Origin of the sequence: Bacillus sp. FSL M7-0791 (assembly GCF_038627085.1) — a bacterium.
GTDB lineage: Bacteria > Bacillota > Bacilli > Bacillales > Bacillaceae > Bacillus > Bacillus safensis.
This window is the reverse complement of the sequence record NZ_CP152022.1, coordinates 2,125,896-2,150,046: the sequence shown is the minus strand read 5'-3', so window position 1 is coordinate 2,150,046 and position 24,151 is coordinate 2,125,896. Positions and strand designations below refer to the sequence as shown.

Annotated in this window: 22 protein-coding genes and 1 other annotated feature; of the genes, 17 read left to right on the top strand and 5 right to left on the bottom strand. The window is 42.3% G+C overall.

Going from position 1 to position 24,151, the window contains the following annotated elements:
- Window positions 1–61: 61 nt before the first annotated feature.
- The 10 genes from MHI08_RS10945 to MHI08_RS10900 all read left to right on the top strand — a co-directional run bounded on the left by MHI08_RS10945 (window position 62) and on the right by MHI08_RS10900 (window position 10,146).
- On the top strand, window positions 62–1,054 hold the full coding sequence (locus MHI08_RS10945; protein ID WP_103131968.1) for a carbon-nitrogen hydrolase family protein: 993 nt from the start codon (window positions 62–64) through the stop codon (window positions 1,052–1,054).
- A 114-nt stretch (window positions 1,055–1,168) separates the two neighbouring features.
- Window positions 1,169–2,413 (top strand): DNA polymerase IV, encoded by a 1,245-nt coding sequence (locus MHI08_RS10940; protein WP_024422908.1) that lies wholly within the window; start codon window positions 1,169–1,171, stop codon window positions 2,411–2,413.
- Window positions 2,414–2,511: 98 nt separating this feature from the next.
- A complete protein-coding gene (gndA, locus tag MHI08_RS10935) occupies window positions 2,512–3,921 on the top strand; it encodes an NADP-dependent phosphogluconate dehydrogenase (RefSeq protein ID WP_024428028.1) in 1,410 nt (469 codons plus the stop codon).
- A gap of 116 nt (window positions 3,922–4,037) precedes the next feature.
- The gene (locus MHI08_RS10930) at window positions 4,038–4,886 is read left to right on the top strand and encodes a GRP family sugar transporter (protein ID WP_342500195.1); all 849 of its coding nucleotides are present in this window, start codon (window positions 4,038–4,040) and stop codon (window positions 4,884–4,886) included.
- 12 nt (window positions 4,887–4,898) lie between these two features.
- Window positions 4,899–5,684 carry an SDR family oxidoreductase gene (locus tag MHI08_RS10925; RefSeq protein ID WP_034622353.1) on the top strand — a complete coding sequence of 262 codons (786 nt, stop codon included), beginning with the start codon at window positions 4,899–4,901 and terminating at the stop codon, window positions 5,682–5,684.
- A 140-nt stretch (window positions 5,685–5,824) separates the two neighbouring features.
- On the top strand, window positions 5,825–6,136 hold the full coding sequence (locus MHI08_RS10920; RefSeq protein ID WP_024422905.1) for a PTS sugar transporter subunit IIB: 312 nt from the start codon (window positions 5,825–5,827) through the stop codon (window positions 6,134–6,136).
- A gap of 3 nt (window positions 6,137–6,139) precedes the next feature.
- On the top strand, window positions 6,140–6,472 hold the full coding sequence (locus MHI08_RS10915; RefSeq protein ID WP_024422904.1) for a PTS lactose/cellobiose transporter subunit IIA: 333 nt from the start codon (window positions 6,140–6,142) through the stop codon (window positions 6,470–6,472).
- 25 nt (window positions 6,473–6,497) lie between these two features.
- Window positions 6,498–7,844: a PTS cellobiose transporter subunit IIC gene (gene celB / locus MHI08_RS10910; RefSeq protein WP_034622356.1), complete on the top strand. Its 1,347-nt coding sequence runs from the start codon at window positions 6,498–6,500 to the stop codon at window positions 7,842–7,844.
- Window positions 7,828–9,234 carry a glycoside hydrolase family 1 protein gene (locus MHI08_RS10905; protein ID WP_029706057.1) on the top strand — a complete coding sequence of 469 codons (1,407 nt, stop codon included), beginning with the start codon at window positions 7,828–7,830 and terminating at the stop codon, window positions 9,232–9,234. Before celB ends, MHI08_RS10905 begins: the two co-directional genes overlap by 17 nt.
- Before the next feature lie 189 nt (window positions 9,235–9,423).
- Window positions 9,424–10,146: a GntR family transcriptional regulator gene (locus MHI08_RS10900; protein WP_024428032.1), complete on the top strand. Its 723-nt coding sequence runs from the start codon at window positions 9,424–9,426 to the stop codon at window positions 10,144–10,146.
- Between the two features lie 47 nt (window positions 10,147–10,193).
- Here MHI08_RS10900 and zwf read toward each other — a convergent pair whose 3' ends face one another.
- Window positions 10,194–11,669: a glucose-6-phosphate dehydrogenase gene (gene zwf / locus MHI08_RS10895; RefSeq protein WP_024422901.1), complete on the bottom strand. Its 1,476-nt coding sequence runs from the start codon at window positions 11,667–11,669 to the stop codon at window positions 10,194–10,196.
- A 221-nt stretch (window positions 11,670–11,890) separates the two neighbouring features.
- Between zwf and rnz the strand changes: the two genes are divergently transcribed.
- Both rnz and MHI08_RS10885 read left to right on the top strand, forming a co-directional pair.
- Entirely contained in the window at window positions 11,891–12,820 is a 930-nt protein-coding gene (rnz, locus tag MHI08_RS10890) for a ribonuclease Z (protein WP_024422900.1), read from the top strand.
- 139 nt (window positions 12,821–12,959) lie between these two features.
- Entirely contained in the window at window positions 12,960–14,267 is a 1,308-nt protein-coding gene (locus tag MHI08_RS10885) for an aminotransferase class I/II-fold pyridoxal phosphate-dependent enzyme (RefSeq protein WP_176967010.1), read from the top strand.
- 46 nt (window positions 14,268–14,313) lie between these two features.
- On the opposite strand, the gene MHI08_RS10880 is transcribed toward MHI08_RS10885, so the two are convergent.
- Window positions 14,314–15,078 carry an alpha/beta hydrolase gene (locus MHI08_RS10880; RefSeq protein WP_024422899.1) on the bottom strand — a complete coding sequence of 255 codons (765 nt, stop codon included), beginning with the start codon at window positions 15,076–15,078 and terminating at the stop codon, window positions 14,314–14,316.
- A 120-nt stretch (window positions 15,079–15,198) separates the two neighbouring features.
- Window positions 15,199–16,215 carry an NADPH dehydrogenase NamA gene (gene namA / locus MHI08_RS10875; RefSeq protein WP_082580757.1) on the bottom strand — a complete coding sequence of 339 codons (1,017 nt, stop codon included), beginning with the start codon at window positions 16,213–16,215 and terminating at the stop codon, window positions 15,199–15,201.
- Between the two features lie 140 nt (window positions 16,216–16,355).
- On the opposite strand from namA, the gene MHI08_RS10870 reads away from it, so the two are divergent.
- Entirely contained in the window at window positions 16,356–17,969 is a 1,614-nt protein-coding gene (locus MHI08_RS10870; protein ID WP_056767253.1) for a M20/M25/M40 family metallo-hydrolase, read from the top strand.
- A gap of 107 nt (window positions 17,970–18,076) precedes the next feature.
- Window positions 18,077–18,556 carry a DinB family protein gene (locus tag MHI08_RS10865; RefSeq protein ID WP_056767249.1) on the top strand — a complete coding sequence of 160 codons (480 nt, stop codon included), beginning with the start codon at window positions 18,077–18,079 and terminating at the stop codon, window positions 18,554–18,556.
- A 35-nt stretch (window positions 18,557–18,591) separates the two neighbouring features.
- Here MHI08_RS10865 and proC read toward each other — a convergent pair whose 3' ends face one another.
- Window positions 18,592–19,419, bottom strand: a complete 828-nt coding sequence (gene proC, locus MHI08_RS10860) for a pyrroline-5-carboxylate reductase (protein WP_024428040.1) — start codon at window positions 19,417–19,419, stop codon at window positions 18,592–18,594.
- Window positions 19,420–19,460: 41 nt separating this feature from the next.
- Window positions 19,461–19,672: a binding site (T-box leader), on the bottom strand.
- Between the two features lie 169 nt (window positions 19,673–19,841).
- On the opposite strand from proC, the gene MHI08_RS10855 reads away from it, so the two are divergent.
- Window positions 19,842–20,792, top strand: coding sequence for an MBL fold metallo-hydrolase (locus MHI08_RS10855; RefSeq protein WP_056767246.1), 951 nt, complete (start codon window positions 19,842–19,844; stop codon window positions 20,790–20,792).
- 12 nt (window positions 20,793–20,804) lie between these two features.
- Entirely contained in the window at window positions 20,805–21,581 is a 777-nt protein-coding gene (locus tag MHI08_RS10850; RefSeq protein ID WP_024428042.1) for an SDR family oxidoreductase, read from the top strand.
- A 63-nt stretch (window positions 21,582–21,644) separates the two neighbouring features.
- Here the strand turns inward: MHI08_RS10850 and MHI08_RS10845 are convergent, their stop codons facing one another.
- Entirely contained in the window at window positions 21,645–22,973 is a 1,329-nt protein-coding gene (locus MHI08_RS10845; RefSeq protein ID WP_342499623.1) for a CoA-disulfide reductase, read from the bottom strand.
- A gap of 188 nt (window positions 22,974–23,161) precedes the next feature.
- Here MHI08_RS10845 and coaA point away from each other — a divergent pair, with 188 nt between their 5' ends.
- Window positions 23,162–24,121, top strand: coding sequence for a type I pantothenate kinase (coaA, locus tag MHI08_RS10840; protein ID WP_024428044.1), 960 nt, complete (start codon window positions 23,162–23,164; stop codon window positions 24,119–24,121).
- Window positions 24,122–24,151 lie beyond the last annotated feature (30 nt).

Below are 24,151 nucleotides of genomic sequence, written 5' to 3'. Positions count from 1 at the left end.
ATCCAAACTTCATATTTCCTATCCTATAATGAGGGGGATAAAAGAAATGGAGGTTTTGAATATGACAAGTATTTACCCAAAGTTTCGAGCAGCGGCGGTACAAGCAGCACCTGTCTACTTAAATTTGGAAGCAACCGTTGAGAAATCATGTGAACTGATCGACGAGGCAGCTTCAAATGGTGCAAAGCTTGTGGCATTCCCAGAAGCTTTTTTACCTGGTTATCCTTGGTTTGCTTTTATTGGTCATCCAGAATATACGAGAAAGTTCTATCATGAATTATATAAAAATGCAGTTGAAATCCCTAGCTTAGCCATTCAAAAAATCAGTGAGGCAGCAAAAAGAAATGAAACGTACGTTTGTATATCATGCAGTGAAAAAGATGGCGGCTCCCTCTATTTAGCTCAGCTTTGGTTTAATCCAAATGGGGATTTAATAGGAAAACACCGGAAAATGAGAGCTTCTGTAGCAGAAAGACTCATTTGGGGGGATGGAAGTGGAAGTATGATGCCAGTCTTTCATACTGACATTGGAAACCTTGGCGGATTGATGTGCTGGGAGCATCAAGTCCCGCTTGATCTTATGGCGATGAATGCTCAAAATGAGCAAGTACATGTAGCCTCTTGGCCAGGTTATTTTGACGATGAAATTTCAAGCAGATATTATGCCATCGCGACACAGACATTTGTGCTGATGACATCATCTATATATACGGAAGAAATGAAAGAAATGATTTGTTTAACGCAGGAGCAAAGAGATTACTTTGAAACATTTAAGAGCGGGCATACGTGCATTTACGGGCCGGACGGGGAACCGATCAGTGATATGGTTCCTGCTGAAACGGAAGGAATTGCTTACGCTGAAATTGATGTAGAAAGAGTCATTGATTACAAGTATTATATTGATCCGGCTGGACACTACTCCAATCAAAGTTTGAGTATGAATTTTCATCAGCAGCCCACTCCGGTTGTAAAACATTTACATCATCAAAAAAATGAAGTATTCACATATGAGGACATTCAATATCAACATGGTATACTTGAAGAAAAAGTGTAAATGAACGTGAAACCTTCTCTTTTTTTGAGAAGGTTTTTTTGAGGAAAGATGAAATAAATCAATGTATAATCAAAAATAGCTGATCAAAATTTAGGTAGACAAGAAAATGGGGTTATGCCAATGTCAAATATTATTTTTCATATAGACATGAATGCTTTTTATGCCAATGTAGAAATGGCGTATGATCCTTCTTTGCGAGGGAAACCATTAGCCATCAGCGGAAATGCAAAAGAGCGTAAAGGGATTGTTGTGACGTGCAGCTACGAGGCAAGAGCACTAGGTGTGAAGCCCCCGATGCCCTTGTGGGAGGCGAAGCGGTTATGTCCGGGACTCATTGTCCGCACACCGAACTTTGACCGGTACCGCAGCTCCTCACAAGAGATGTTTACAATACTAAGAGAATACAGTGATTTAGTCGAACCTGTATCGATTGATGAGGGCTATATTGATTTAACACATACGCCATATGCCGAGCATGCGGTAAAAACGGCTCATGATATTCAAACAAGGCTTGTAGAGGAGCTGATGCTTCCTTCAAGTATCGGCATTGCACCGAATAAATTTTTAGCGAAAATGGCGTCAAATTGGAAAAAGCCAATGGGCATCACCATATTGCGTAAACGAGATGTTCCGAACATGCTCTGGCCGCTCCCTGCTGGTGATATGCACGGGGTTGGACAAAAAACGGCAGAGAAATTAAAAAAAATCGGAATTCATACCATTGAAGATTTAGCGAAAGCGAATGAGTATACGCTAAAAGAATTGCTTGGCATTAATGGACCGAGATTAAAGCAAAAGGCGAATGGTGAACATGACGGCATCGTAGACCCAGAAAGAATATACGAATTTAAATCCGTCGGCAATTCATCTACTCTTCCTCATGATTCGGATGATTCAGATGAACTTGTCACGTTAATTGATAAGCTGTCACAATCTGTGAGTGCAAGGTTAAGGAGAAAAGAAGTGATGGCGAACCGGCTGCTCATCATGATTCGGTATGCAAGCTGGAAAAATATCACGCGAAGTGTCATGCTCACAAATCCAACGGATCGAAAGGAAGACATATTTGAAGCGGCAAAGCAGTTATTCCTTAAACATTGGAATGACCAGCCAGTGAGGCTCTTAGGTGTGACGGGGACAGACCTTGTCGAACGAAAAGCAGCTGTTAAACAGCTTGATTTATTTTCATATACAGAAGATGCAAAAGAAGAGCCTCTCCAAACCATTTTAGATGGACTGAAAGAAAAATATGGAAAGTCATTGGTGCAAAGAGGGATCACCATTAAGGAAAAAGAGAGCAAAACAAGCGGGACAAGTTTTAATAAAGATTTTTTTCAGGACGAAAGAGGAAATGACTAGCCTGAAAACTTGATAAAAGAGGTGATGTTGTGGTAATTTCAAAGGGTACATCATTTCAGCAGTAATCAATATAGTGTGTTAGAAGGGACGTCAGAATTATGTCAAAACAACAAATCGGTGTGGTTGGACTAGCCGTTATGGGGAAAAACCTTGCCCTCAATATTGAAAGCCGCGGTTTCTCCGTATCCGTTTATAACAGATCTAGCAGCAAAACAGAAGAGTTTCTTCAAGAAGCAGAAGGAAAAAACGTTGTTGGCACATACAGCATCGAAGAATTTGTTCAGTCGCTTGAAACACCGCGTAAAATTCTTTTAATGGTAAAAGCTGGTGCAGCAACAGATGCAACCATTCAATCATTACTTCCTCACCTAGAGAAAGGTGACATTTTAATTGATGGTGGAAATACATATTACAAGGATACACAAAGACGTAACCAAGAGCTTGCAGAAAGTGGTATTCACTTCATTGGTACAGGTGTTTCCGGCGGTGAAGAAGGCGCGCTAAAAGGTCCTTCCATTATGCCAGGCGGTCAAAAAGAAGCGCATGAGCTAGTAAAACCAATTTTAGAAGCGATCTCTGCGAAAGTAGATGGCGAGCCTTGTACAACGTATATCGGCCCAGATGGAGCAGGACATTATGTCAAAATGGTTCATAACGGTATCGAGTACGGAGATATGCAATTGATCTCTGAATCATACTTTATCTTGAAGCATGTTGCTGGATTATCAGCAGGGGAGCTTCATGAAGTATTCTCAGAGTGGAATAAAGGCGAGCTTGACAGCTATTTAATTGAAATTACAGCTGACATTTTCACAAAAGTGGATGAGGAAACAAACCAGCCGCTTGTGGATGTGATCTTAGATAAAGCTGGTCAAAAAGGAACTGGAAAATGGACAAGCAAAAGCTCACTTGATCTAGGTGTCCCGCTTCCAATCATTACTGAGTCTGTTTTTGCGCGCTACATTTCAGCAATGAAAGATGAGCGTGTGGAAGCAAGTCAATTGATCGAAGGTCCAGAGCCAGCGCAATCAGCTGAGAATAAACAAGAGCTGATCGAAGCAGTTAGAAAAGCCCTATTCATGAGTAAAATCTGCTCTTACGCACAAGGCTTTGCGCAAATGAAAGCAGCGTCTGATGAATATAACTGGGATTTGAAATACGGTGAAATCGCGATGATCTTCCGCGGCGGATGTATCATTCGTGCAGCCTTCTTACAACAAATTAAAGAAGCATATGACCGTAATCCTGAACTGAAAAACCTATTGCTTGATCCATACTTTAAGGATATTGCTCAAAACTATCAATCATCACTTCGTAAAGTCATTTCACTTGCAGTGGAACAAGGAGTGCCTGTTCCTTCATTCTCAAGTGCACTTGCTTACTTTGATAGCTATCGCACAGCTGTCCTTCCAGCGAATTTAATTCAAGCACAGCGTGACTATTTCGGTGCACATACGTATGAGCGTACAGATAAAGAAGGCGTATTCCATACTGAATGGATGAAATAAATAGAGAACGACTGAAAAACCTTACCTTTGGTAAGGTTTTTTTGTTTGCATCTTTTCGGCTAAAAATGTGAAAAAGAGGGATGCTATGTAAAAAAGACAAGAAAGTAGGGATAGAAGTGGGCATCTTATATGCTCTTCTCCCAGCGATATTTTGGGGAAGTATTGTTCTCATCAGTGTCAAACTAGGCGGGAATGCGTATCAGCAAACCCTTGGCATTACGCTCGGCGCGTTTTTATTTTCGATTGCTGCCTTTTTCATTAAAATGCCAGAGCTGACACCGCTTATTTTTGCGGTTTCCGTCATTTCAGGCATCTTCTGGAGTATTGGACAAATGAATCAGCTTTCAAGTGTTGCTTTTCTCGGTGTGTCTAAAGCGGTTCCTTTATCAACGGGCATGCAGCTTGTGAGCACGACGCTATTTGGCGTCATGGTCTTCAAAGAATGGCAGACAATGACGGTCATACTCATTGGTTCCTGCGCCATTTTACTGATCATTGCAGGTGTTGTCATGACATCGCTCGGTCAAAAAAAGAATGGCGGCGAGAATGGCAGAGGCAATTTTAAAAAAGGGATCATTATTCTGCTCATCTCAACCGTTGGCTACGTCGGATATGTCGTCATTTTAAGATGGTTTGATATTGATGGCTGGTCTGCACTTGTCCCGCAATCTGTCGGTATGCTGCTTTCATCCTTAGCAATTAGTTTAAAACAGGACCCATTTAGTAAATATACGTTTAGAAATATCATTGCCGGTCTTGTTTGGTCAACAGGAAATCTTGGTCTGCTTTTGGCCATTCCATTAATCGGCATAGCCGTCAGCTTTTCGATGTCACAAACAGGGATTGTCATCTCAACACTAGGCGGCATTTATTTATTAAAAGAGAAAGCATCTAGAACAAGCTTTGTCATTGCAGGCTGCTTGATGATTATTGCAGGCGGTGTGCTGCTAGGCTTTACAAAATAGGAGGTTACACGAATGTATCCAGATTTAGAAGGAAAAACAGTTCTGATTACAGGTGCAGGTACAGGGATTGGTCAAGCGATGGCCCGCCGATTTGGACAAGAAAAAGCCAATGTGGTGATTAATTACTTCTCTGATAAAGAAAATCCGGATGATACCATTGCAGAAATTCAAAAACATGGCGGACAGGCTGTGAAAATCAAGGGAGACGTATCTAAGGAAGAGGATATGCAGGCGATGATTGATAAAGCCGTTGATACATTCGGCAGTCTTGATGTGATGATCAATAACGCAGGCATAGAAAATGAAGTACCCTCTACAGAAATGACGCTGGATAATTGGAACAAAGTAATGTCTACCAATTTAACAGGCATGTTTCTAGGGTGCCGTGATGCACTGAAGTATATGACAGATCATGGGATAGAAGGCTCGATCATTAATATGTCGTCGGTTCATCAGCAAATTCCTTGGCCTCATTTCGTGCATTATGCAGCCAGTAAAGGAGGCGCCAAGCTTTTGACAGAAACATTGGCGCTTGAATATGCCCCTAAAAAAATCCGTGTAAACAGCATTGCACCAGGCGCTATTGATACCCCGATTAATGCGGAGAAATTCGATGATCCAGCCTTGAAAAAAGGCGTAATTGAGCTGATTCCAATCGGTTATATTGGAAAGCCGGAAGAAGTGGCAGCATGCGCTGTCTGGCTGGCATCAAAAGAGGCGAGCTATGTCACAGGCCTGACGTTATATGTAGACGGCGGCATGACAAAGTATCCTGGGTTCCAGGCAGGAAAAGGATAAGATAATTAAGAAAAAGAGCGTATTGTACGCTCTTTTTTATATTAAATACAGACAAATGAAATTAAATGTCTAGACATTTAAAAATAAAAATATATAATATTAATTGGAAGCGCTTTTATTACAACAATGGGGTGAGAGAAATGAAACGTATTTTATTAGCATGCAGTTCGGGAATGTCTACGAGTTTACTAGTGACAAAGATGAAAGCACATGCCGATTCAATTGGGGACGAAGCAGAAATTTGGGCAGTTGGTCAAGATCAAGCAAAAAAAGAAATGGCGAATGCAGATGTTGTGTTAATCGGACCGCAAATGAGCTTTTTAAAAGGAGACCTCCAAAAAGAAGCAACAAAATACGGGATTGAGGTAGAAGTCATTGATATGCAGGCATACGGGCTTGCCGATGGACAAAAAGCATATGAACAGGCACTTACATTGATGGGGGAATCTTAAAGGATGGAAAAGAAAACACTGGAAGGGCTCACGGAGGAACAAGTGAGCTTTCAATTGATCTTACACAGCGGGAATGCACGCAGCAAATTGCTTCAGGCTCTGAAACAATATCGAGAAGGTCTAGAAGAAGAAGCTTTTAGTCATATGAAAGAAGCGGAAGAAGATTTACGGCTTGCACATGACATCCATTTTCAACTCGTGCAGAAAGAGGCAGGCGGAGAAACAACATCCTTTTCCTTATTGCTCATGCACGCTGAAGATCATTTAATGTCGACCATTACCATCAAGGAGCTTGTGGGAGAGCTTCTGCCGATATTCCAATCGCTGAAACAATAAAGGGTGTAAACAAGGGGGGAAACCAATGTTTGATAAAATAAGTGCCATTTTGGTTCCGATTGCTGGGAGATTGAACAACAACCGCTATTTAGGCGTATTACGTGATGCCTTTATGCTTGCGTTCCCGCTCACCATCTTTGGTTCCATTATGGTTGTGCTGATGAATTTGCCATTTTTAGATAAAATCATGAGTAAAACCGTACTGGAGGGCGTCCAGTCTGCACTGAATATCGCACCGAGTGCGACCATCAGCATTATGAGTGTGTTTGTTGTATTTGGGATTGGCTACTATTTATCAAAAAGCTATGATGTAGAAGCTGTCTTTGGCGGCGTGATTGCTTTAGCCTCTTTCTTGCTTCTAACTCCGTTTTTACTAGAACAAGAAGGCGGTGCAACGATTGCAGGCGTTATCCCAGTTGATCGTTTAGGTGCAAAGGGGATGTTCCTAGGAATGATCACAGGCTTTTTGTCTGCTGAAATTTATCGTTATTTTGTCCAAAAGAAATTTGTGATCAATATGCCGCAAGGGGTTCCGCCAGCTGTTTCCAAGTCTTTTGCTGCACTGATCCCGGCTACTTTGACACTTACAACCTTTTTGCTCATTAATATCATCATTACACAAGGCTTCAAAACAAATATGCATGATTTGATTTATCATGCCATTCAGGCGCCGCTTGTCGGTCTTGGAAGCGGTATTATTCCGACGTTGATCGCTGTTTTCTTTATACAAATTCTTTGGTTCTTTGGGCTTCATGGCCAAATTATTATCAACTCTGTCATGGATCCGATTTGGAATACATTGTCCATTCAAAACCTAGAGAGCTACACAAAAACAGGTGAGGTTCCTAATATCATCAGCAAGCAGTTTATTGAAATCTATACGGTTGGAATGGGTGGAACCGGTATGACGCTTGCTGTTGTGTTTACGATTTTAATTTTCCTGAAAAGTAAGCAATTAAAACAAGTAGCCAAGCTAGGCTTAGGACCAGGATTATTTAACGTCAATGAACCGATTATCTTCGGTTTACCGATTGTCATGAATCCGCTTATTCTCATTCCGTGGATTTTGGCGCCAATGGTCATTACATGTATTACTTATTTTGCGATGGCATCAGGGATTGTACCGCCGCCGACAGGCGTGAATATCCCATGGACAGTGCCGATCTTTATTAGCGGAATGATGGCAACAAATTCACTAGCGGGCGGACTGCTTCAGTTGTTTAACCTGATGATTGTGTTTGTCATTTGGTTCCCGTTCCTGAAATTTATTGACCGTATGAATGTGAAAAATGAAAAAATAACGACAACAGAAAAAACGAAGGCAGCAAACATCAAAGGTGAAGGAGACTCAATACATGTCGATGGAAACTAATAAGCAATCATATACATTTCCAGAAGGTTTCTGGTGGGGATCTTCTGCTTCTGCGACGCAAACAGAAGGCAGCGTCCCTGGCGATGGAAAGGGACCGAACATTTGGGATCATTGGTTTGAACAAGAGCCAACTCGTTTTTTTGATGGCGTAGGACCAGACGTGACATCTCAATTTTATCGAAAATATAAAGAGGATATCCGTCTCATGAAAGAAATTGGCCACAATTCATTTCGGCTGTCGATTTCATGGTCACGCCTTTTACCAGAAGGAACAGGTGCTGTGAATGAAGAAGCGGTGTCTTTTTATAATGATGTGATCAATGAACTGATTGCACATGATATCGAGCCGTTTGTGAACCTATACCATTTCGATATGCCAATGGCACTGCAGGAGAAAGGCGGCTGGGTGAACAGACAGGTGGTTGACGACTATGTGAGCTATGCAACATTATGCTTCCAATTATTTGGCGACCGGGTGAAAAAATGGTTTACCCATAACGAACCGATTGTTCCTGTAGAAGGCGGATATATGTATAGCTTTCATTATCCAAACGAAGTTGATTTCCAAAAGGCTGTACAGGTCGGTTTTCATGAACTTTTATCAAATGCGAAGGCGATTGCGGCTTATAAAAAGCTGCAGCAAGGCGGTAAGATTGGCATCATCCTAAACCTGACTCCTTCGTACCCGCGAAGCCAGCATCCGCGCGATGTAGAAGCAGCAGAGATGGCCGATGCTTTCTTTAACCGTTCCTTCTTAGATCCTGCGGTGAAGGGGCATTTCCCGGAAAAGCTAGTAGAAGTCTTAAAGAAAGAAGGCTTTATGCCAAGTATGGAAGAAGGGGACCTTGAGCTCATTCGAGAGAATACGATTGATCTTCTTGGCATCAACTATTATCAGCCAAGAAGAGTGAAAGCGAAAGAGCATATGCCGCATCCTCAAGCACCATTTATGCCGAACCATTATTTTGATTCTTTTGAGATGCCGGGAAGAAAAATGAATGTGTACCGAGGCTGGGAAATCTATGAAAAGGGCATTTACGACATATTGAAAAAAGTCCAAACAGACTATGATAATATTGAATGCTTTATTTCTGAAAATGGAATGGGCGTCGAAGGAGAAGAGCGGTTTAAGGATGAAGAAGGAATGATTCATGACGATTACCGCATTGACTTTATTTCTGAGCATCTCAAATGGGTGCATCAAGCCATTCAAGAAGGAAGCAATGTGAAAGGCTATCATCTATGGACCTTTATGGACAACTGGTCCTGGTCGAATGCATATAAAAATCGTTATGGATTTGTCTCAGTTGATCTTCAAAAAGACGGGAAACGAACGATTAAGAAAAGCGGATACTGGTTTCAATCCGTTTCAAAGAATAACGGTTTTTAATCCAAATACTTGCTCTTTCCTTGAAAAGAGCAAGTATTTTTCTTATGTGATGGTAAGTGGATGAAACAAAAATGGCTGGCACCTTTTAAGCTCACATCCCTTAGTGTAAAATGAGAGGAAGGCTAAAAAACGCCATATTTCCTTCTAGAATAAAGCGCTATGAAAAAACAAGTCAGTTGGTGGTGTGAGATGAAGAAGTACGAACTCATTTCAGAAGAAATCAGAAAACGAATAGGAACAGCCTATTATCCAGAAGATCAACCCATTCCAGATGAAAACTCGCTTGCCGCCGAATTTCAATGCAGCAGAATGACAATGAAACGTGCGCTTGATCTTCTCGTTGCAGAAGGTCTGCTCTTTAGAAAAAGAGGCCACGGTACATTTATTGTAAAGGCAGCGCTCAATCAAGGGGCAATCAATGTATCAGGCCATGAAAATAAAGGGTTCACAAAGGTCATGGCGGATAAAAACGTCACGACTCAAATCATTCATTTTGATGTCCATTTTCCAAGCGAAGAGGTGGCAGCCCATCTATCTATTGACTCAACCACACCTGTTTATGATATCATCCGGCTCCGTCTTGTGGATGAAGAGCCTTACGTATTAGAAAAAACGTTTATGCCTGTCAATCTCATTAAGGGCATAGATGAAGAAGTTCTACTGGGTTCTATCTATGGCTACATTTCAAATGAGCTTCATTTAAAAATAGCAGGTGCGCACAAGAAAATTAGGGCGGCTAAATCAGATCAGCTGGATCAGCAGTATTTAGGGTGTGACCCAACAGATCCTGTGCTTGAAGTCGAGCAGGTTGCTTATTTAAACGCAGGGCAGCCGTTTGAATACTCATTTAGCCATCATCGCTATGATAAATTTGACTTTTCAACGGTTGAAATCACGAAAACAGGACGTTAAAAAAAGAGCAGAACCCCCAAGGGAGACTGCTCTTTTTTCATTTGATTTTATATATTCCACCAATGGTATCCATCTTTTTCTAGAAGCTCATCAGCTTCTTTCGGTCCCATAGAACCAGCAGGATAGTTTGGTTTTAATGTTTTGCTTTCTGCCCATTTCTCAGAAATCGGATCAACGAAGTTCCAAGAAAGTGCCACCTCGTCCCAGTGAGCAAAGTTTGTTGCATCGCCTAGCAAGCAGTCATGAATCAGCTTTTCATATGCTTCTGGTGTATTCATGATGTCGTTATAGTTTGTTTGGTAGTCAAGCTTAATCGGTTTCGCATACGTGCCGCCATCGAGCTTGCGAGCATTCAGGTGAAGGGTGATGCCTTCATCTGGCTGAATATGAATGACGAGTAAGTTTGGATGCATGGCATTTCCGTTTCCATAGTATAGGTTCATTGGAATGTCTTTAAATTGAACTACGATTTGAGTAGATTTCTTTTCTAACCGTTTTCCTGTCCGAATGTAAAATGGCACCCCGGCCCATCTAAAGTTATCAATCAGCAGTTTCCCTGCCACAAATGTTTCTGTGTTTGAGTTCGGGTCAACATTTTGCTCTTTCAGATAAGAAGGAACCTCGCTGCCATCAATCGTACCAGTATCATACTGTCCGCGGACAAAGAATTGATCGACCTCATCTTTAGAAAAAGGACGAAGAGCGCGCAATACTTTCCGTTTTTCGCTGCGGATTTCCTCTGTATTGAGTTTAATTGGCGGCTCCATTGCTAAAAGGGCAACCATTTGAAGCATATGGTTTTGGACCATATCTCTTAGTGCACCAGAATTTTCGTAATATCGAGCCCGGTCTTCAACCCCTAAGGATTCACTGGATGTAATTTGAATGTTTGAGATATAGCGGTTTGTCCAAAGCGGTTCAAAGATAGCATTCGCAAAGCGGATGACCTCAATGTTTTGAACCATTTGTTTACCAAGGTAGTGGTCAATACGATAAATTTGATCTTCTGTGAATGCATCACGAATTTCTTCATTTAATGTTTTGGCACTTGGCAGATCATGCCCAAATGGCTTTTCAATGACAAGTCGTGACCAGCCGGTTGTTTCTGATACGCCCTCACTCTTTAGGAACTTCGCAATCGTTCCGAAGAATTCCGGTGCCATAGCTAAATAGAACATGCGGTTATTTGGAATACTGTACGTATCTTCAAGACCTGTTAGAAGCGTGTTAAGCGCTTGATAGGAAGCAGGGCTTGATACGTCAAAATCGTGATAATAGAAATGTGAAATGAATTCTTCTGTTTTCGCTTCTGCATCATCAGAAGAAACAGATTCCTTTACCACAGCTCTGAGGTCCTCATGAGACCATGGACGGCGTCCAACTCCGACAACAGCGAATTGATCACCTAGCTTTCCGCTATGATAAAGTCTATGTATAGAAGGGTAGAGCTTGCGTTTGGCAAGGTCTCCTGTTGCGCCAAAAATGACAATGACTGCTTTAGGGTTGTTAGTTTCTGTATTCACGAGAAGTACCTCACTTTATTCGTAGCATTGTTGTAAAAACCGAGAATGTATGTACATTTTCTTTATTTTAAAGCTTCATTGTTCGTAAAGCAAACATTTGATTCGACTTTTTCTGCTCTCGTTTCACTTTTTTCAAAAATTCCGCTGAATTCACATTTACCTTGTCTTCATGTATTCTATATGAATGAAGATATTGTATACCGGCTTTAGGAGGAAAAGTAATGGAACTGCTCTTTTTAGGAACAGGTGCAGGCATTCCTGCAAAAACAAGAAACGTCACTTGCACAGCGCTAAAGCTTTTAGAAGAAAGAAATGCAGTGTGGCTTTTTGATTGCGGAGAAGCAACGCAGCACCAAATCTTACATACAACGATTAAACCGAGAAAGATCGAGAAAATATTTATAACACATATGCACGGTGATCATGTATATGGCCTTCCGGGACTCCTTGGCAGCAGATCCTTTCAAGGCGGGGAGGATGAATTGACGATCTATGGACCAAAGGGCATTAAGGCCTTTGTGAACGCAGCACTTTCAGCTACTCAAACGCATTTGACATATCCGTTGCATATCATAGAAATAGATGAAGGGGTCGTGTTTGAAGACGATACCTTTCAAGTAGAAGCAAGAAGAGTCTCTCACGGGATTCCAGCTTACGGCTATCGGGTTGTGGAAAAAGATATGCCTGGTTCATTAAAAGCCGAAGACCTAAAAGAAATCGGTGTAAAACCTGGACCTTTGTATCAGAAGTTGAAAAATGGGGAAACCGTGACACTCGAAGATGGAAGAACCATTGATGGAACCGATTATTTGGAACCCCCTAAAAAAGGGAGAATCGTTGCATTTTCAGGAGATACCCGTTTGTGCGAGAATATAACAAGGCTTGCCAAAAATGCGGATGTGTTAGTCCATGAAGCAACATTCGGTAAAGAAGATGCAGATTTAGCCTACAATTATTATCACAGTACAACAGAACAAGCAGCGAAAACAGCAGAGGAAGCAGGCGCAAAAAGGCTCATTTTGACCCATATAAGTGCACGTTACCAAGGAGAAGAGGCACTGAAACAACTGTTGAAAGAAGCCCGCGATATATTCCCGCTGACAGAAGCTGCACATGATTTCTCTTCTTTCCCCATTGAACGCACCCTGTAAAAATTGGATGAATCGTCAAAAAAAGTTGTGTGATTTTTTTGATATTTATGATGACGCTCTTTTTCAGGTAGTGGTAAAATGGTGAAGAAAAAACAAATGACGAATTAAACTATGAAGAATACGGGAGGCACAATCAAAGATGAGCGGTTTTACAGCATTAAGTGAAGCAGAATTGAATGACCTATATGTGGCACTACAAAATGAGTATGAAACTTACAAAAGTAAAAACTTGCACTTAGACATGTCTAGAGGGAAGCCTTCACCAAAACAGCTCGATTTGTCTATGGGCATGCTCGATGTTGTGACATCAAAGGATGCAATGACAGCTGAAGATGGCACAGATGTGCGAAACTATGGCGGCTTGACAGGCCTTCCTGAAACGAAGAAATTTTTTGCAGATGTACTCAATTTAAAGCCAGAACAAATCATCATCGGTGGTAATTCAAGCCTGAATATGATGCATGATACCATTGCACGTGCGATGACTCACGGCGTATGTGACAGCAAAACACCTTGGGGAGAGCTGCCAAAGGTAAAATTCCTTGCACCAAGCCCAGGGTATGATCGTCATTTTGCCATTTGTGAGCTATTTAACATAGAGATGATCACGGTCGATATGAAGGCTGATGGACCTGATATGGATCAGGTAGAAAAATTGGTCGCAGAAGATGAAGCGATTAAAGGCATTTGGTGTGTACCTAAATATAGCAATCCAGACGGTATTACGTATTCAGATGAAGTCGTTGACCGCCTAGCTTCAATGAAAACAAAAGCAGACGACTTCCGCATTTTTTGGGATGATGCATATGCAGTCCACCATCTAACGGATACACCTGATACGTTAAAAGATATTTTTCAAGCAATTGAAGAGGCAGGATACCCGAACCGTGTGTTTATGTTTGCGTCTACGTCTAAAATTACATTCCCAGGCTCAGGTGTTGCACTGATGGCGTCTAGCCCTGACAATGTAAGCTTCACTCAAAAGCAATTATCGATTCAAACGATCGGACCAGACAAAATTAATCAACTAAGACATCTTCGTTTCTTCCAAAATCCAGAAGGTTTGAAGGAACATATGAAAAAGCATGCAGCGATCATTAAGCCAAAATTTGACCTCGTTCTTTCCATTCTTGACGAAAAACTTGGCGGAAAAGATATCGCTGAATGGCACAAGCCAAATGGCGGATATTTCATTAGTTTAAATACACTTGATCATTGTGCAAAAGCTGTTGTGCAAAAAGCAAAAGAAGCAGGTGTCACAATGACAGGTGCAGGTGCAACATACCCATATGGAAAAGATCCGCTTGATCGTAACATTCGCATTGCACCAACATTCCCGACTCTTGAAGAACTAGAGCAAGCGATTGACATCTTTACATTATGTGTTCAGCTTGTCAGTATTGAAAAGCTGCTTTCAGAAAAAAGTCAATCTGCTCCAACGGCATAAATAAAAGAAACTCCTTGACTCATAACGGGTCAAGGAGTTTTTTATTTTAATTAGCAGTTTGATAATAGGAGACAGGTTGTTTGGCTGCGCACCATACATCATAGATAGCAAGCTGTACAATATGCGGTTCATCATGATGAATATAGTGCGAGCTGTTTTGCGCCTGAATCCATCCGCTTTGGGATGACAAAGACAGCATGCGTTTATGAAGTCTGAGCCAAGCTTCATGAGCTGGGTGAAACAATCGGCTCTTACCTGATGAAATGACAAGAAGCGGCATCATTCCATAATGGGTTTGCTCCTCTTTGATTGTGCTTAGCATTTGCTGAAAGTCCTCATGCGTACATTCTGCTGTAAACTGCGCCATATATGAAGTGCGTTCTTCCTTTGATAAAAGCGGCAGGATCACCTGCTCTTGCTCCTCACTTGCCGGGTCTAACAGCACCATACCAATGACATCATCTCCTCTGCGGCTTGCCCATAACCGGCTGACAAGAGAGCCAAATGAGTGAGCGACAATAAGAAATGGCGGCTGAATATTGGCTTCTTTCAGCAGTGCATCTAAATCATCAGCGAGGTCATGCAAGGTTCTTCCTTCACCGCTCTCACTGCTCTTTCCATTTCCTAAACGGTCGTATAAGAAAACCCCAAGCTCTGGGTCAATATCACGTGCCATATTCGACCACGTGTCACTAGAAATGCCGTAGCCTGCTTCAAAGATAATCGTGGCTTGCCTTTTGCCTTGACGATGTTTTGTATAAAAGTGGTGTCCATCTATATGATACATTTTTTCAATCATTGCCGAATTCATTCTTCCATCTCCTCTAAGTGGTTCTTTAGCTAAAAGACGGCACAAAAGGCAGATATGTTTCTCTTAAAAACAAAAAAGATGCCTATTTCGAAAAATAGACACCTTTTTTCCTAAGAGCTTTTACCAAGCGCGATCATATTGACGCGGGCTTTCGATGGATGTACGGAGCTCTTGAGCAGCTGTTTTCGGGAAGTATGGATCCCGTAAAAATTCTCTGCCAATAAAGATCAAATCCGCACGCTGATTTTGTAAAATCTCCTCTGCCTGTACACCAGATGTAATCAGACCGACAGCTGCTGTTTGAATGCCGGCACTTTCTTTTATTTTCTCTGCGAATGTTACTTGGTAGCCGGGGAATGTGTTGATTTTCGCCTGCACGACAGCACCTGAGCTGACATCAATTAAGTCGACACCTTGCTCTTTGAGCCAAGTGGCAATCCCAATATAATCTGCAATATCAAGTCCTTTTGTCGTGTAATCAGAAGCTGACACACGGACAAATAAAGGTCCGTCCCATACGGCGTTGACTGCGTCTACGACTTCTCTTAAGAAACGATAACGGTTCTCTGGTGAACCGCCATAGTCGTCTGTTCGGTGATTCGCCAGCGGTGAAAGAAATTCATTGATTAAATAGCCATGTGCACCATGAATTTCAATGATGTCAAAACCCGCTTTTTTTGCCCGTACAGCTGCATCCTGAAACGCCTGAACGGTATCTTTGATTTGATCAACAGACATCTCGACAGGGGTTTTAGATGTTTCATCAAATGGGATGCTTGATGGTGCAAGAATGTCTCCATCAAGTTCAGCCTTACGTCCTGCATGGGCTAGCTGGATGGCTGTCTTCGTTCCGTACGCTTTGATTTGTTCGTTTAATGAAGCGAATCCTTCGATGTGCTCATCGCTCCAAATACCGAGGTCTTGATCACTAATTCTTCCCTCAGGAGATACAGCACTTGCTTCCACCATGATGAGACCAGCCTGACCTTGTGCACGGGAAATATAATGTGTGAAGTGGAAAGGCTGTAATTTCCCATCACGGTCATAGGATGAATACATACACATCGGGGACATCACGATGCGGTTTTTCAGTGTAACACCTTTTAATGTCCAAGGTGAAAAGAGTTTTGTTTCCAAATACCTTCGCCTCCTCATGGAATTGTATAGCCGATTATAACAGCCATTCAAACTTTCGTCATAAAAGGTGCTCAAAGAATATAGCTTTTATACACGTTTTTGTATAATGGAGAGATAGAGACATCAAAGGGGGAGAACGGATGAAATGGCAAACAGAGAGTGAACTAAGGGAGCTCCTGACAGCTCTTATGCAGTATGAAAGCATATCAGGTACAACAGGAGAAGTCGCGTTAGCGGAATATTTATATTATTTGCTAAGGGAGCGGCCTTATTTTGAGCAGAACCCTGATCATTTGGCTTTGCATCCGATGAAAGATGGCCGGTATTATTTAACGGCACTTGTGAAGCGCAGTACGCTGCGGCGTACCGTGCTGCTTCTTAGTCACTTTGATGTAGTCGATACAGAAGATTACGGCGAATTTCAAAACATGGCATGCAAGCCTGAAGAGTTAATGGCTTCCTTTTCGCAAAAAAGTGAGCTTCTTCCAAAGAGGGCAAGAGAGGACCTTGCTTCAGGCGACTGGCTGTTTGGAAGAGGGGCCATGGATATGAAAGCAGGTCTCACCGTGCAGCTTTCTATGCTGGAAAGAGCGATGACAGGAACATTTGATGGAAATGTCCTGCTCGTCACAGTTCCTGATGAAGAAGTGAATTCACAAGGAATGCTTGAGGCTGTGCCGAAATTAAAAGAGCTTAGAGAAAAACATGATCTTGACTATACCGCGTGTTTAAACAGTGAGCCGATGTTTGAAAAGTATCCAGGGGATGAACATCATTATATGTATACAGGCAGTATAGGAAAGGTATTAGCCGGATTTTTCTGTAAAGGGATTGAAACACATGTAGGAGAGCCTTTCTCAGGATTAAATGCGAATTTTATGGTATCTGAACTAAACCGGCTGTTAGAGCTCAATAGTGATTATTGTGAGGAAGTAGATGGTGAAGTAACGCCGCCTCCAACGAACTTAATGCAAAAGGACTTGAAAGAAGCCTATTCCGTTCAAACACCTCACACAGCCGTATCTTTATTTAATGTGCTCATGATGAAACGTTCAAGTGAAGAACTGCACGGACTTCTCTATGAAACTGCGAAACAAGCAGCAGACCAAATCGAGGCCAATCTTCAGCAAAAAACAGCGGACTTTCAGCGCTTTAAACACTTTACTCCAATTGACACTCAGGTGACGGTTCTTACGTATCACGAGCTGTATCAAAAAGCCGCAGAACGCTCTGGTGAACAGGAAGTCGAGCGCATTGTCAACTATGCATTCGCCAACCGAGGTGAACTTGGAGATCGAGATTTTTCAACGAAAATTGTCTCGGAGCTGACGACGCTATGTAAGGAAGAAGGCCCGCTGATTGTTCTATTTTATAGTCCGCCATTTTACCCTTCTGTGTCCTCAACAGAAGATCCGCATATTCAGAAGACATTCAAGAAGATTCAAAAAGAGGCAAAAGAGGTATATGGACTTGAAGTAGAGGAAGTGAAATATTTCCCGGGATTGTCTGATTTAAGTTACTTACAGCTCGAGAAGCAGGAAGTAGGTCATTATACAACCAATATGCCGCTTTACCAAAAAGGCTATTCTTTACCGCAAGGAGAAAAGGAAGCCCTTTACGTTCCAGTCATCAACGTAGGTCCACTAGGAAAGGACCCGCACAAATGGACAGAGCGGCTGCACGTCCCGTTCTCTTTTGGCATTTTGCCAGAATTGCTAGAATCAACGATTCATGCTTTATTAGAGAAAAAATAAGTAGATGTAATGAAGAGCTCTATCTTGATGATAGGGCTTCTATTTAATAAATAGAAAATGATATTAAAGAAGACTTATATTTATTTGAAGGGGGGTAAGAAAATTAAATGGAAACTGGGAAATTAACAAAAACAGACATCATCACATCGCTTCAGGAAAGTATGAGTGAACTAGAGAAGCTAGTGGAGGCTTGTGATGATTATACACTGGATCGATCTTTAGGGGAGGAGAAATGGTCAATCAAGCAGCTCACCGGGCATTTGTATGACACAGAAGAAGTCTGGTCAGAGCGGATAGAACAGGCGATATCAGATCATCACACGCCCTTTCAATCATATGATCCTGAAAGGTATGTGAAAGAAAGAGCGTATGAATGGTATAACGCAGAGGAGATCAAAGCATTGATCAAACGGATGAAAGAGAGAAGAAACAACACGCTTCGGCTATTAGAAAAAGATATATGGGAACAATCCGGTCTGCATCCGGAAGAAGGAGTGATGACCGTCCAAGTATTAGCTGAAACCATCGCTTTACATGAACAACATCATCTGGATCAAATCAAAGCCATCATGTCAATGAGGCAGTGAAAAGCACCTGTCATCAAAACAGGTGCTTTTCAATTTCATTTATACGTACTTGCTGAAAACATTTCGTTTAATTCTGCTGCGCGTTTAGTGGCTGTTTTGACACAATCGACAACGGCCTCTTCAAATTGATAGGCAGCCAGTGTGTTCAGGCCGGCTTCTGTTGTTCCGCCTTCACTTGTGATTTCTTTGCGCAGTTCGGCCGGCTCTTTTCCGCTGTCTTGAAGCATATTAGCGGCGCCCGCAATCATTTGGCAAATGAGTAATTTCGCAGTTGCTTGGTCCATTCCAAGTTCTGAGGCACCTCGCTCCATTCCTTCAATCAAATGATAAATGAAGGCAGGGCCGCTGCCTGCGATGGCTGTCACAGCATTTAGCTGCGATTCATCTAATACTGTGACATGCCCGATCGTTTCAAACAGCTCGACGGCCTTTTTCTTTTGCTCCTCTGTCACTTCATGACTTACGGCAATACCAGTTGCTGACTGCTGAATCGCCGCTGATGTATTTGGCATCGCACGAACGACTGCACTCTTTCCGCCAGCATAGTGTTGAATCGTTTCAATAGAAATACCCGCTAAAATAGAAATGATCAGCTGTCCATGTAAATGAGGACGGACTTCAGAAATTCCGCTTTCTGCATCCTTCGGTTTTAAGGCAAAAACGAGAATATCCGCTTCTTCATAAATAAAGGACCGAGCGAAATCCGTTTTGACCCCATAACGCGCCTGTAATTCCTCTAATCGTTTTTCATTCGTTTTGTTTGTCACAATGATATCTTCATTCGACATCATGCCGCTTTTTAATAAACCTTTGATCATAGACTCTGCCATTGAGCCTGCACCGATAAATCCAATTTTACTCATAAGCTGCTCCTCCTTGTAGAAAATAAAAAAACCTCTCGCCTGAAAAGGACGAAAGGTTTTTCGCGGTACCACCCTCAATTAGCATGCAAACATGCATACTCAGCTCTAGTCCCTTAACGCGGGAAACGTTTAGGTTTGCCTAACAGCTCAAAGGGCAGGTTCAGCAAATAAGAGGATGGTGAAGTCTTTCAGCCGGCGGACCTCACTCTCTTGCATCATTATTTTGCTTACTAATCCTTGTCATCGCGCATCATATATTTGTTGTTCATTATGCAACGATGGACAAGTTTATGTCAATAGGGGCAGTTAAAAAAATTGCCCGTCTAAACCGCATGACAGTCTGCCTTTTGCAAGATACAATGAAGTAAGAAGGCTTAAGTACCCACAATCATGAGTCAAAAAGCAGGAGATGACGTATAAAAGTGAAAGAAGACATCATTCAATTATCCATCCCCACGCCGTTTGCTGTTGGGGATGTGTATGCATATGTATTAAAAGGAGAGGCCGTAACCTTAGTTGATTGCGGGCCGATGACAGAAGAGGCAGAGCATGCTTTTGTCACGCAATTAAAGGAACATCGTTTATCGATAGACGATATTGATCAGGTGGTGCTGACCCATCATCATGCAGATCATGTCGGTCTGTTAAATCTGATGAAACCTCATGTCCGTGTAATCGGACACCAGCTAAATGAGCCGTATATTAGTCAGGATCCAGTGTTTAAGCAGCGCCAAGTGGACTTTATGATTCCTTTTTTTCAGCAGTTAGGTGTCCCGCTTCGGCAAAATGAGTGTGAAAAAATGGTGAAGCAATCTTATACATATTCTTGTACTTCACATGTAGATGAGATCATAAAAGAAGGTGATCGTTTAAGCGGGCATGAACACTTCTTTGTGATGGAAACACCCGGACACGCACAATCTCATCTTTCTTTTTTAGATGAAAGAACGGGGAATTTTATTGGCGGCGACCTGCTTTTGACGACCATTTCTTCAAATCCGTTAATGGAAGCACCGTATAAGGGCGAGGAACGTCAAAAATCACTGCTTCAATATAAAGCATCACTCAATCGGTTATTGCGTCTGCCAATCAAGACGATTTATCCAGGACACGGTCAGCTCATCACGTCCCACCATGAATTGATTGAAGAAAGATTTAAAAAACAAGAGAAACGAGCAAATACGATGTATCAGCTGCTTAAACAAAAAGAAATGACGGCCTTTCATCTTTGCCGCAAGCTATTTCCTGTGATGTATGAAGAGGCCTTGTTTTTAACGATGTCTGAGACAGTCGGGCAGCTGGATGTGCTCTTAGAGGCTGGGCGAATTGAAGAAATGCAAAAAGACGGAATCGTCTATTACAGAGCAAACTAAGGAGTGAGACACATGGGGCGATTGACAGGAAAAAGGATTTGGATTACTGGCGCATCTGGGGGCATTGGTGAAAAAATGGCGTGCTTGGCAGCAGAAGAAGGCGCAGAGGTCATTATTTCAGCAAGACGAGTGGAAAAGCTTACTAGTGTGAAAGAAAAAATTATGAGTGCTGGCGGGGTGTGTCACATCGCTCAGCTAGATGTCAGCCAGCTTGAGGACATTGATCGCGCGTATGAAGAAGTGGGGCCGGTCGATATTTTGGTCAACAATGCCGGCTTTGGCGTATTCGATCTCGTCGAAGATGCCTCCATAGAGGAAATGGTGTCGATGTTTGAGGTGAATGTGTTTGGCTTAATCGCCTGCACGAAAAAGGTCATCCCTGAGATGAAACAAAGAGGGCAGGGACATATTATCAATATCGCATCCCAGGCAGGAAAGATTGCGACACCCAAATCAGCGATTTATTCCGCATCAAAGCATGCCGTTCTTGGATTTTCAAACAGCCTCAGAATGGAGCTGGCAGACTCAGGCATTCACGTGACGACGGTCAACCCAGGACCAATTGCCACAGACTTCTTTACCATCGCTGACCGCAGCGGTGAATATGTGAAGAACGTTGATTTTATGATGCTGAGTGCGGACAAGGTGGCAGGGAAGGTCGTATCTGCCATGATGACGAAAAAGAGAGAGATTAATCTGCCCGGCTGGATGAATGCTGGCAGCAAATTGTATCAGTTATTCCCATTTTTATTTGAAAAAGCAGCACGAAAAGCGATGATGAAAAAATAACAAAAAAGAAACCGGTTTTGAACTGGTTTCTTTTTTTGAGGTATGGCTTCATTGTGACACTTTCTATATCCGTCTTGCCGCTTGTTGAAGCGGGTCCCATACACTGTTAAACGGCGGTGCATAGCTAATATCTAAATCTTCAAGATCTGTTATGGTCAGCTCTTGGTAAAGGGCAGCCGCCACGATATCGATCCGTTTATCTACACCGTTTCTGCCGATGATTTGGGCACCAAGCAAGGTATGGTCATCGCTTCTGTAAATCAGTTTCACTTTCATTTTCTGCGCTTCTGGGTAATACTTCGCGTGATCTGTACTATCAATGGTGATGACGGAGAAAGGAATGTCCGCCTCTTTTGCTTCTTTTTCTGATAAGCCTGTTCGTCCCGCTGTCACGTCCATAAATTTCATGACGGCTGTTCCAGTCACGCCTTGAAACGCCCGGTTTGTCCCTGTCATATGAAATCCTGCGATTCTCCCTTGTTTATTCGCAGTTGTGCCGAGCGGAATATAATCCAGTGATTTTTTGATGCGGTGATAGGTTGCAGCGCAATCACCGGCAGCATAAATGTCTTTTATATTGGTTTGCATGTATTCATTTACTGCAATAGCGCCATTTTGAAGACGCTTGATTCTGGTATTATGTAAAAAGGAGGTTTGCGGAGTGACACCGATGGCCATGATGACCATATCTGTTTGAATGGTTTGTTTGTCTGTGATAACAGCTGTGACATGTGACTTGCCTTCTAATTGCTGTACCGTTTCTCCAAGCGATACGTGAATGCCCTTGGCGTCAGCCTCTTCTTTAAGGTATTTTGCCATATCGGAGTCAAATCCCGGGCCGAGTGCTGCTCCCCGCTGAATGATATGTACGTTTTTTCCGAGCGCTTTTAAATTTTCAGCCATTTCAAGGCCGATATATCCACCGCCAATGATCGTGACATGTGTGATGTCCTTTTTTAAATGGTCTAAAATGGACAGCGCATGCGGGATGGTTTTTAATACGTGTACGCCTTCTAATGGCTGTCTGTCTAAATCCAGTGTGACAGGGCTTGCTCCTGTCGCAATTAAGAGGCGGTCGTAGCTTTCTGTAAAGGGTTCTTTTGTTTTCGTATGATGACCCGACACTGTTTTTTGCTCTGGGTCAATGGAGGTCACTTCGTGTAAGCATCTGGCGTCAATTCCATATTTCTCACGAAAGGTTTCAGCCCTGCGTGCGATCAGCTTTCTGTGATCATCAATGAGACCGCCGATCAAGTAGGGGAGTCCGCACTGTCCATATGAGAAAATCTCTCCTTTTTCAAAAGCAACAATGTATGCATTTGGATCCTCTCTATATATTTGCATAGCGCAGCTCATTCCAGCTGCATCTCCGCCAATCATCACATATTTCATTTAGTGTGCTCCCTTCTATCTATCGTACTGAATACTCTTATTTACCCTCATATTCCTTTTTTTAATGCTTTTTTTCGCAAAACAAACAAACTTTCGTTGAAAAATAAAGACAGCGCCTTCATTTTAAGCTACAATCGGATTATCGTCTTTTTGGGTTACGAGTTTAGTGAAGATTGGTGGGAAAGACTTTGAGTGACACGCGACTAGATTTTAATACGCTATACACGCGCCATACGAGAGAGGCCTGGGCAGCTCTTGGAGAATATATGCCGGTATCTGTTTCAGAAGAGGAAGCGAGAGCGCTGCAAGGGTTAAATGACTATTTATCGCTTGAAGAAGTTCGAGATATTTACATACCGCTTATTCGTTTTCTGACATTACATGTCTTTGCAGAAAAACAAAAAAACCAGCATGTGAATGCCTTTTTAAACTACCCGCATCATGCCAAAATTCCCTTTTTAATTGGGATTGCTGGAAGTGTAGCTGTCGGGAAAAGCACAACGGCTCGTATTATTGAAACGCTTTTATCGAGGCTTGGAGATGGGCTGAAGGTGAGTCTTGTGACAACAGATGGCTTTTTATATCCTCAAAAAGAATTAAAGGATCGAGGACTAATGGAAAAGAAAGGATTCCCGGAAAGCTATGATGTCAAAGCCCTGCTGTCTTTTTTGAATGAATTAAAATCAGGTAAACAAACTGTGCATGCCCCGGTATATTCGCATCTGACCTATGACCGGCTAGAAGGTGTGTATGAAACAGTAGAGGATGCGGATATTGTCATCATTGAAGGAATCAATGTGCTCCAATCACCAGCGCTGGATGATCTGAAGGATGAACCGCGTGTGTTTGTATCAGATTTCTTTGATTTTTCGATTTATGTAGACGCCGCTGAAACGCAAATTCAATCATGGTATAAAGAACGATTTCGTTTGCTAAGAGAAACAGCCTTCCAAGACCCTGAATCCTTCTTTCATCAATATAAAGATTTGACGGATGAAGAGGCAGATCAAATGGCAAGCACCATTTGGAATACCGTAAATCGCCCTAATTTATATCAAAATATTTTACCGACAAAATATCGGGCTGATCTCATTTTGAAAAAAGGGGATCAGCACAAGGTGGAAGAGATCGCCATCCGCCGGGTATAAAGAAAAAACCGCTCAAACGAGAGAGCGGTT

What these genes read in the sequence shown, in the direction of transcription:
- MHI08_RS10945 (WP_103131968.1), top strand. Translation starts at nt 62, where the DNA reads ATGACAAGTATTTACCCAAAGTTTCGAGCAGCGGCGGTACAAGCAGCA.
- MHI08_RS10940 (WP_024422908.1), top strand. Translation starts at nt 1,169, where the DNA reads ATGCCAATGTCAAATATTATTTTTCATATAGACATGAATGCTTTTTAT.
- gndA (WP_024428028.1), top strand. Translation starts at nt 2,512, where the DNA reads ATGTCAAAACAACAAATCGGTGTGGTTGGACTAGCCGTTATGGGGAAA.
- MHI08_RS10925 (WP_034622353.1), top strand. Translation starts at nt 4,899, where the DNA reads ATGTATCCAGATTTAGAAGGAAAAACAGTTCTGATTACAGGTGCAGGT.
- MHI08_RS10920 (WP_024422905.1), top strand. Translation starts at nt 5,825, where the DNA reads ATGAAACGTATTTTATTAGCATGCAGTTCGGGAATGTCTACGAGTTTA.
- MHI08_RS10915 (WP_024422904.1), top strand. Translation starts at nt 6,140, where the DNA reads ATGGAAAAGAAAACACTGGAAGGGCTCACGGAGGAACAAGTGAGCTTT.
- celB (WP_034622356.1), top strand. Translation starts at nt 6,498, where the DNA reads ATGTTTGATAAAATAAGTGCCATTTTGGTTCCGATTGCTGGGAGATTG.
- MHI08_RS10905 (WP_029706057.1), top strand. Translation starts at nt 7,828, where the DNA reads ATGTCGATGGAAACTAATAAGCAATCATATACATTTCCAGAAGGTTTC.
- MHI08_RS10900 (WP_024428032.1), top strand. Translation starts at nt 9,424, where the DNA reads ATGAAGAAGTACGAACTCATTTCAGAAGAAATCAGAAAACGAATAGGA.
- rnz (WP_024422900.1), top strand. Translation starts at nt 11,891, where the DNA reads ATGGAACTGCTCTTTTTAGGAACAGGTGCAGGCATTCCTGCAAAAACA.
- MHI08_RS10885 (WP_176967010.1), top strand. Translation starts at nt 12,960, where the DNA reads ATGAGCGGTTTTACAGCATTAAGTGAAGCAGAATTGAATGACCTATAT.
- MHI08_RS10880 (WP_024422899.1), bottom strand. Translation starts at nt 15,078, where the DNA reads ATGAATTCGGCAATGATTGAAAAAATGTATCATATAGATGGACACCAC.
- MHI08_RS10870 (WP_056767253.1), top strand. Translation starts at nt 16,356, where the DNA reads ATGAAATGGCAAACAGAGAGTGAACTAAGGGAGCTCCTGACAGCTCTT.
- MHI08_RS10865 (WP_056767249.1), top strand. Translation starts at nt 18,077, where the DNA reads ATGGAAACTGGGAAATTAACAAAAACAGACATCATCACATCGCTTCAG.
- proC (WP_024428040.1), bottom strand. Translation starts at nt 19,419, where the DNA reads ATGAGTAAAATTGGATTTATCGGTGCAGGCTCAATGGCAGAGTCTATG.
- MHI08_RS10850 (WP_024428042.1), top strand. Translation starts at nt 20,805, where the DNA reads ATGGGGCGATTGACAGGAAAAAGGATTTGGATTACTGGCGCATCTGGG.
- MHI08_RS10845 (WP_342499623.1), bottom strand. Translation starts at nt 22,973, where the DNA reads ATGAAATATGTGATGATTGGCGGAGATGCAGCTGGAATGAGCTGCGCT.